Below are 7442 nucleotides of genomic sequence, written 5' to 3' on the forward strand. Positions count from 1 at the left end.
CACGGCCAGCGCGGGCGCGGCGGCCCCGCCGGTCTGCCCATACATCGCGCCGAGCAACGCCAGCTTGGCCTTGGCCCGGTCACCGCCGAACGACGGGGCCAGCGCGGTGTAGAGGTCGCCCTCGGCGGCCGCCCGGCCCAGGCCCTCGTCCTGCGAGACGGCCGCCAGAATGCGCGGCTCCAGCTGGCCCGCGTCGGCAACCACCAGTTTCCAGCCGTCGTCGGCCCGGACCGCGCCGCGCACGGCCTTCGGGATCTGCAGCGCGCCGCCGCCCCGGGTCGCCCACCGCCCCGACACCACGCCCGCCGGGACGTATGCGGGCCGGAACCGCCCGTCGCGCACCCACTGCTGGCGCCACGACCAGCCGTGCGCGGTCCAGATGCGATACAGCTCGCGCCACTCGACCAGTACCGGGATCACGGGATGGTCGTGCCGCTTCAGCGTCCACGAGCGGGTGTTGGGCACGTCCACCCCCGCCCGGCGCAGGGCGCGCACCAGCTCGGCCGGGGAGTCGGGGTGCAGTCCGGGCGCGTCGAGCATCTCGGCGATCGTGGCCCCGAGCGCCGCCAGCTTGCGCGGCATGCCCCCGCCCACGGGCTGACCGAGCAGCTCGTGCAGCAGCTCGTCGTGCACGTCGGCACTCCACGGCAGCCCGTCGTGGCCCATCTCGGCCGCGATCAGCCCACTGGCCGACTCGGCCGCGGCCAGCAGGCGCAGGGGCCCCTCCAATCGGCGTCGCTGGGCTTTGTACACCTCTCGCAACATGTCCAGCGAGGCCACGGCCAGCGGCTCGAACAGCGTGCCGCTCTGCGGCGGCGAGTCGGGCGGCTCGCGACCGCCCGATAATCGGGCGTGCGCGGCCAGCACGTTGCGCGGCGCGCCATAACGCCCGTCGTAGGCGAGCAGGATCCCTTCGACCAGCTCGAGATCGTGGCAGCGGCGCACGCGCACGCCATCGGACAGAAGCTTCGGGTAAACATGCTCGCTGGACGCCCATAGCCAGCGCGGGCGCTCCGCCTCCTCTATCGCGCGCAGGTCGTGGGCAGGCTGGGGCGGGGCAAGCGGCTCACCGAAATCGTCGAGTCGCTGCAGCAGCTCGCCCGCCAATGCCACCATCGCCACGCTGCCATTCTGCCCACGGGGTCTGACAGTTCTCTCGCAGCGTGTGGTTGAGCGGGAGTAGTCAGCGTTTTCACCGCCTCGCGATGAAAAATTGCGGAGTATAGAGACGTGAGCAGGGCTTTTGATGTGATTGGCGAGCATTACAGCGAGGTGTTCGCCGAGAAGCCAGGGCAGGTCGAGGCCGGCCGGTGGCTCATCGAGCACCTGCGCGGCGAGTGGGTCGTGCTCGACGTCGGCTGCGGCACCGGCGTCCCGACCGCCCGCCAGCTGGCCGACGCCGGCTGCACCGTGGTTGGCGTCGACAGCTCACCGGTCATGCTGGAGATCGCCCGCCGGAACGTGCCCAACGCCATCCTCTTCGAGCGCGAAATGCACGACCTGCAGGGCCTGCACCCGCGCCAAGGCCGCTTCGACGGGGCGGCCGCGTTCTTCTCGCTGCTCATGCTCGACCGCGTGGGCGTGGGCAAGGCCCTCGACGCGATCCGGGGCGTGCTGGCAGCCGGGGCGGTCTTGGTGATCGGCATGGTCGAGGGTGATACCGACTACCTGATGCGCGACTTCCTTGGCGTTCCCGTGCCGCTCACCGCCTATCCGCGCAGCGAGCTGCGCGACCTGTTGAGCCGCCACGGTTTCACGGTTGACACGCTGATCGCCGAGCCATCCGTGCGGTCCACACCGGACACTCCACAGCAGACACACCTCTACGCGCGGTGCTTCGTCACCCCGACAATGTGACCTCACGTGTCCCTGATGGCGTCAAGCGCGAGCAGCGCCACGTGCAACGATAAGCAGGCGGGCACCGATTCCAGGTCCACGCCGAGGATGCGCTCCAGCCGCGCGAGCCGCTCATAGAACGCCGGCCTGGACATGTGCGCGGTCACGGCTGCGGTCGACTTGTTGCGCCCGCTTTCGAGATAGACCCGGAGCACGGGCAGCAGCGGCTCCCTCGGGTGCTGCGCGTCATGCGCCAGCAGCGCACCGAGCTGCCGCTCGACGAACGTTTGCAGGCGCGGCTCATCGCGCAGCAGATACAGCAGCCCGGCCAGGCCGACATTCGGCAGACGGTGGACCTCGGCCGCGGTCGGGTCGTGCCGCGCGGCCTGCGCCACCTGGCGCGCCTCGATCAGCGAACGCCGCGCCTCCCGCAGACCGTCCACTTCGGACCCGGCGGCGATCATGAGCACATCCGACCGCCCGCGCCGCAACGCGGACGCAAATGCCTTCAGGGTCGTGTCGGCGCCCGGCTTCAGCGCGAGCAGCGCGCCCACAGCGCGGTTGTCCAGCGGGCTGATCAGGCCGTCCAGCCCCGATTCGCGCATCGCCCGGAACACCGCCTCCGACAGGTCACGCAGGACCTCCGGGTCGGCGTGCTCCGGGCGCACGACAACCCCCACGAGCTTGCGCCGCTCGAATGTCACGCCCAGTGCACGGGCGCGCAGGGCCACCTCGTCCACCGGCAGGCTGTGTTCGAGCAGCGCGGACAGCAGCGTGCCGTGCAGCTGGCGGGCCAGACCCTCGGCGTCGCGCTCGATCAGGCGCCCGAGGGCGAGCGCGCTCGCAGCCCGTTCGAGCAGGATCACGAGCCGGGTCGGCGGTTGCCGCGGCCCATCGATGCGCATGAGCAGCCTGCCCCAGTCCTGGCCGCGGGCACCCACGGTAGTCGCGAGCCACCCCTCATCGGGGTCGTAACTGGTCCTGGTCGGGCTTTTCACCTGGCGCGACAACTGCTCCCAGTTGTCCAGCAGCATCTCGGCCCGCTCCCCCGCCGCGTCGTATGCCAGCACTTGGCGGGCAAGGTTTTCCAGCACCACCGGGCGGCCGGACAGCTGTGCCGCCTGATGCACCACCTCGGTCGGGTCGGCACCCTCCACGCTCAGCTCGGTGAACCGCTGGTGTATCTCCTCGGTGGCGCGCAACTCCTGCAGTTGCGAGTCGACGATCAGGCTGTGCACGGCCTCGGTGATGGGCACGAACGGGGTCGGGCGCCGCAGCTCGATCAGCGGCAGCCCGCGCTTCTCCGCCGCCGCGGCCATCACCTTGGGAACGCCTGTGGTGTAACGCCTTCCGAGCTCGACCACCAGCCCGGCCACGCCCACCCCGGCCAGATCATTGACGAAGGCGCGCACACCCTGGTCGTCGGCGGGCAGCCCGATCCCCGTGGTAAGCACGAGTTCACCCCCGCGCAGCAGGCTCGCGATGTCGGGCACCTCGCTCGAATGCACCCAGCGCACCGGCCGGTCCAGGCCCGCCTCCCCGGCCACGAGCCGGGGGGCACCGATCCGCACGGAATCGAGCGTCATCACCTCGCGCACGGTCGGAAACATGATCACAACTCTACTCAGCGGGCACCTGTCACGTCGTGGTGGCCAAGACACGGGACGGTCTGCGCGACTTGGCTTGCCACGTGGCCGAGCTCGGCGTCACCGAACTCGTGCTCGAGCGCATCGACGACGGGACGCACGTGTCAGCATGGTCGCTACAGCGGGTCGGTGCGAGTGAGTTCCCAGCAGGCGACGGCCGTGGCGGCGGCGACGTTGAGCGAATCGACGTTGCGGCGCATGGGGATGCGCACGCGAAAGTCGCTGGCCTCCAATGCGAGCCGGGACAACCCCGGCCCTTCCGCGCCGAGCAGGAGCGCTGGCCGCTGCCGCTCCCGCGAACCGAGCTCCTGCAACGGGATCGCCTCCGGATCGGGCGTCATGGCCAGCAGCGTGTAGCCCGCGTCCCGCACCAGCTTGAGCCCGTCCGGCCAGGGCGCCAGCGTCACGTACGGGATGGCGAACACCTCCCCCATGCTGACCCGCACACTGCGCCGGTACAACGGATCCGCGCACGTGGGCGACAGCAGCACCGCGTCGATGCCAAGCGCCGCAACACCCCTGAAGATGGCCCCGATGTTGGTGTGGTTGTTGATGTCCTCCAGGATCACGACCCGCCGGGCGGCCGCCAGCACCTCGGACGCCGGCGGCAACGGGTTGCGGTGGAAGCTCGCGAGCACCCCACGATGCACGTGGAATCCGGTGATCTCTTCCAGTACCGAGGGCGCCGCCCCGTAGATCGGTGCGGCGCCCTCCAGGTCGGCCACCTGCTCGAAGCGCTTGGCCTCGACCAGGATCGAACGCGGACGATATCCGGCGCGCAGTGCCCGCCGGAGCACCAGCTCACCCTCGGCGATGAACAGCCCGTGCGGCGGTTCCCATCGGGTGCGCAGCTCCACATCGGTCAGTGCGCGGTAGTCGGAGATCCGTTCGTCGCCCGCGTCGCTGATTACCTCCACTACCTCATGATGCCGTAGCCGGGGGCGTCGTTCGCTGGGCTTCGGCCGCCGACTGCTCGACCGCCTTGACCGCCTGCGCGGCTTCCTCCGACATGCGCTGGGCCTCACGCTCGTTGACGTCCCCGACCTCCTTGGCCTTGGCCGCCGCATCCGGCGACTCGACCAGATCGCCGAATCGCGCGGAGATGCCTTCGAGCAGCTTCGTGACCTCGGCCGGGATGATCCACAGCTTGTTGGACGCGCCCGAGGCGATCTGCGGGAGCGCTTGCAGGTACTGCCAAGCCATGACCTTGTTGTCGGGCTCCGAGACGTGAATGGCATCCACGACCAGCTTGATCGCCTTGGCCTGGCCCTCGGCCTGCAGGATGCGGGCCTGCCGGTCGCCGTCGGCCCGCAGCACGGCAGCCTGCTTGTCGCCCTCGGCGGTCAGGATCTGGGACTGCTTGACGCCTTCGGCGTTGAGGATCGCGGCCCGCCGGTCCCGCTCGGCGCGCATCTGCTTTTCCATCGCGTCGCGAATGCTGGGCGGCGGCTCGATCGCCTTGAGCTCGACGCGGGTCACCTTGATGCCCCAGCGGCCGGTGTTTTCGTCGAGCACCGACGCCAGCTGGCTGTTGACCACGTCGCGGCTGGTGAGCGAGCGCTCAAGGTCCATCGAGCCGATGACGTTACGCAGTGTCGTGACGGTCAGCTGCTCGATCGCCTGGATGAAGTTGGCGATCTCGTACGTCGCACGGAACGGGTCGGTCACCCGGTAATAGAGAACGGTATCGATCGACACCACGAGGTTGTCGGACGTGATCACCGGCTGCGGCGGGAAGCTGACCACCTGCTCGCGCAGGTCGACCTTGGTCCGCACCTGGTCGATGAACGGCACCAGGATGTTCAGGCCGGGCGTCAGCGTGCGGTTGTACTTGCCGAGCCGCTCCACAACGTCGTTGCGTTGCTGCGGCACAATCTTGATCATCCTGACCAGGGTGATCAAGACGATCAGGGCGATCACCCCGATCAGAATGAGAAAAAAGTCCATTAATCCCTCCACACCAAAACGGTGGCTCCGTCTACCTTGGCGACGCGGACGCGCTCGCCTGGATCATATGTCTTATCCGCCTCGTATGGGCGGGCCCGCCATAGCTCGCCCTCAATTTTGACCATGCCGTGACGACCCGGTTCGACCCGCTCGACCACGGTCGCGTCGGCGCCTTCGATGCTTGCCAGGCCGGTTTCCTGCTTGCCGCGCTCCAGCCGTTTGTTGATCCACGGGCGCACCAGCCACAGGGCGAACGTGGAGACGACCGCGAACACCAGCGCCTGCAGCCACAGGGGGCCACCCGCAACCGCGACGATCCCGCCGGCGAACGCGCCGGCGCCCAGCATCAGCAAGACGAAAGTTCCCGTGAACAGTTCAGCGACGACCAATGCGCCCGCCGCGACCAGCCACCAGATCCAGAATTGGTCCACGCCCAGATGGTGTCATGCCCACGCCACCCGCGCGATTCCCCCATACCAGAAACGAGCCGAAGGACCGATAACGCCGTAGGGTGGGTCGCCGTTGGTACTCCAGGACGAAGGGGAGGTTCCATGCTGCTGCCGCAGACTGCCCGCCGGGTGGACGATTTGCTGGCCGAGACTCAGGCCGACGGCCGGGCACCGACGGTCGCTGGGGCGGTCATCCGCGACGGCGCGATGGTCCACTTTGGAGCGTTCGGCGCCGACCCGGCGACCGGCGAGATTCCGACGCGCGACACACAGTTCCGGATCGGCTCGATCACCAAGACCCTGACGGCCGTGCTGCTGCTGCAGCTGCGCGACGAGGGCAAGCTCGCCTTGGACGATCTTCTTTATAGACATCTTCCCGGTACCCCCGTCGGCTCCGCCATCACGCTGCGCCAGCTGCTCGGGCACGTGTCGGGCCTGCAGCGCGAGCCCGACGGACAGTGGTGGGAGCGGAGCGAGGGCACGGATCTGGAGACGTTCCTGTCCGCGCTCACACCAGACAAGATCGCCTATCCCCCGCACCGGTCGTATCACTACTCCAACCTCGCGTACGGTCTGCTGGGCGCGGTCGTGCAGCGCCTGTCCAGCGGGGAGTGGATCGACGTCGCGCACAAGCGCCTGTTCGAGCCGCTCAACATGGTGCGCACCAGCCACACTGAGGTCGAGCCGTTCGCCCGCGGCTACGTCGTGCACCCGTGGTACGGCACGCTGCGCGAGGAGCCCCGCACCGACACCCGCGCCATGGCCCCCGCCGGTCAGCTGTGGTCCACGGCCGCCGACATGGCCAAGTGGGCGGCGTTCCTGGCCGATCCCGACCCGGCCGTGCTGTCCGCCGACACGATGGCCGAGATGTGCGCGCCGGTCGTCATCAGCGATCTTGACGCCTGGACCGCCGGGCACGGCCTGGGCATCGAGCTGTACCGGCGCGGCGAGCGTGTGTTCGCCGGCCACGGCGGGTCCATGCCCGGCTATCTGGCCCACCTGCTGGTGCACCGGCCCAGCCGTACCGGCACGGTGGTCTTCGCCGGCGCCTACACGTTGCAGGGGCGCCGCATCGCGGAGGTCAACCAGCGCCTGCTGACGATGGTCCTGGACGCCGAACCGCCACGCACCAAGCCGTGGACGCCACCGGCCATTGTGGACACTGACCTGCGGCACGAGCTCGCGGGCGTGTGGTGGTGGATGGGCCGGCGTCTGCTCGTCACGGCAGACCCGGTCGGAGGCACACTCACCGCCGCCCCCGAAGGCATCAAGCCGTGGCTGTTTGTGAGCGAGGGCAACGACGTGTGGCGGTGCCTCAGCGGGATGAACGACGGCGAGCTGATGCGCGTGCGGCGCGACGCCGACGGCCGACCGTCCGAACTGGACATCGCCACATTCGTGCACACACGCGAACCGTGATTCCCGCAGCGGTCAATGTCGGACGCTGCGCGCCGACCTTAACCGCGCAAAAGCACGGCTTCGCCTGAACAAAGTTAAAACCCCAACCCCCGCAGCGGTCAATGTCGGACGCTGCGCGCCGACCTTAACCGCGCAAAAGCACGGC

General features: G+C 69.2%; 8 protein-coding genes. 2 read left to right on the plus strand and 6 right to left on the minus strand.

Annotated elements, in window-relative coordinates; translation table 11 throughout:
- Nucleotides 1–1116, minus strand: a 1116-nt coding sequence (locus DM816_RS38595; protein ID WP_117215444.1) for a bifunctional 3'-5' exonuclease/DNA polymerase, incomplete at its 3' end; no start/stop codon positions are given.
- Nucleotides 1117–1230: 114 nt separating this feature from the next.
- On the opposite strand from DM816_RS38595, the gene DM816_RS38600 reads away from it, so the two are divergent.
- Nucleotides 1231–1857: a class I SAM-dependent DNA methyltransferase gene (locus DM816_RS38600; protein ID WP_162908274.1), complete on the plus strand. Its 627-nt coding sequence runs from the start codon at nucleotides 1231–1233 to the stop codon at nucleotides 1855–1857.
- 2 nt (nucleotides 1858–1859) lie between these two features.
- On the opposite strand, the gene DM816_RS38605 is transcribed toward DM816_RS38600, so the two are convergent.
- The 5 genes from DM816_RS38605 to DM816_RS38620 are packed head-to-tail and all read right to left on the minus strand — an operon-like array spanning nucleotide 1860 to nucleotide 5860.
- Nucleotides 1860–3446, minus strand: a complete 1587-nt coding sequence (locus tag DM816_RS38605) for a PucR family transcriptional regulator (protein WP_117215445.1) — start codon at nucleotides 3444–3446, stop codon at nucleotides 1860–1862.
- Between the two features lie 14 nt (nucleotides 3447–3460).
- On the minus strand, nucleotides 3461–3583 hold the full coding sequence (locus DM816_RS45415; protein ID WP_281274404.1) for a hypothetical protein: 123 nt from the start codon (nucleotides 3581–3583) through the stop codon (nucleotides 3461–3463).
- Between the two features lie 15 nt (nucleotides 3584–3598).
- Nucleotides 3599–4399 carry a TrmH family RNA methyltransferase gene (locus DM816_RS38610; RefSeq protein WP_117215441.1) on the minus strand — a complete coding sequence of 267 codons (801 nt, stop codon included), beginning with the start codon at nucleotides 4397–4399 and terminating at the stop codon, nucleotides 3599–3601.
- 4 nt (nucleotides 4400–4403) lie between these two features.
- Nucleotides 4404–5429 carry an SPFH domain-containing protein gene (locus DM816_RS38615; protein WP_117215442.1) on the minus strand — a complete coding sequence of 342 codons (1026 nt, stop codon included), beginning with the start codon at nucleotides 5427–5429 and terminating at the stop codon, nucleotides 4404–4406.
- A complete protein-coding gene (locus DM816_RS38620) occupies nucleotides 5429–5860 on the minus strand; it encodes an NfeD family protein (RefSeq protein ID WP_246002614.1) in 432 nt (143 codons plus the stop codon). Before DM816_RS38620 ends, DM816_RS38615 begins: the two co-directional genes overlap by 1 nt.
- A 120-nt stretch (nucleotides 5861–5980) precedes the next feature.
- On the opposite strand from DM816_RS38620, the gene DM816_RS38625 reads away from it, so the two are divergent.
- On the plus strand, nucleotides 5981–7297 hold the full coding sequence (locus tag DM816_RS38625) for a serine hydrolase domain-containing protein (RefSeq protein WP_117215443.1): 1317 nt from the start codon (nucleotides 5981–5983) through the stop codon (nucleotides 7295–7297).
- Nucleotides 7298–7442: the final 145 nt, after the last annotated feature.

The sequence above is a fragment of the Allorhizocola rhizosphaerae genome (assembly GCF_003426775.1).
Taxonomy (GTDB): Bacteria; Actinomycetota; Actinomycetes; order Mycobacteriales; family Micromonosporaceae; genus Allorhizocola; species Allorhizocola rhizosphaerae.

Bases quoted from the DNA above. Each gene is read 5' to 3' on its own strand.
- DM816_RS38605 (WP_117215445.1), bottom strand. From the start codon at position 3,446: ATGTTTCCGACCGTGCGCGAGGTGATGACGCTCGATTCCGTGCGGATC.
- DM816_RS38615 (WP_117215442.1), bottom strand. From the start codon at position 5,429: ATGGACTTTTTTCTCATTCTGATCGGGGTGATCGCCCTGATCGTCTTG.
- DM816_RS38625 (WP_117215443.1), top strand. From the start codon at position 5,981: ATGCTGCTGCCGCAGACTGCCCGCCGGGTGGACGATTTGCTGGCCGAG.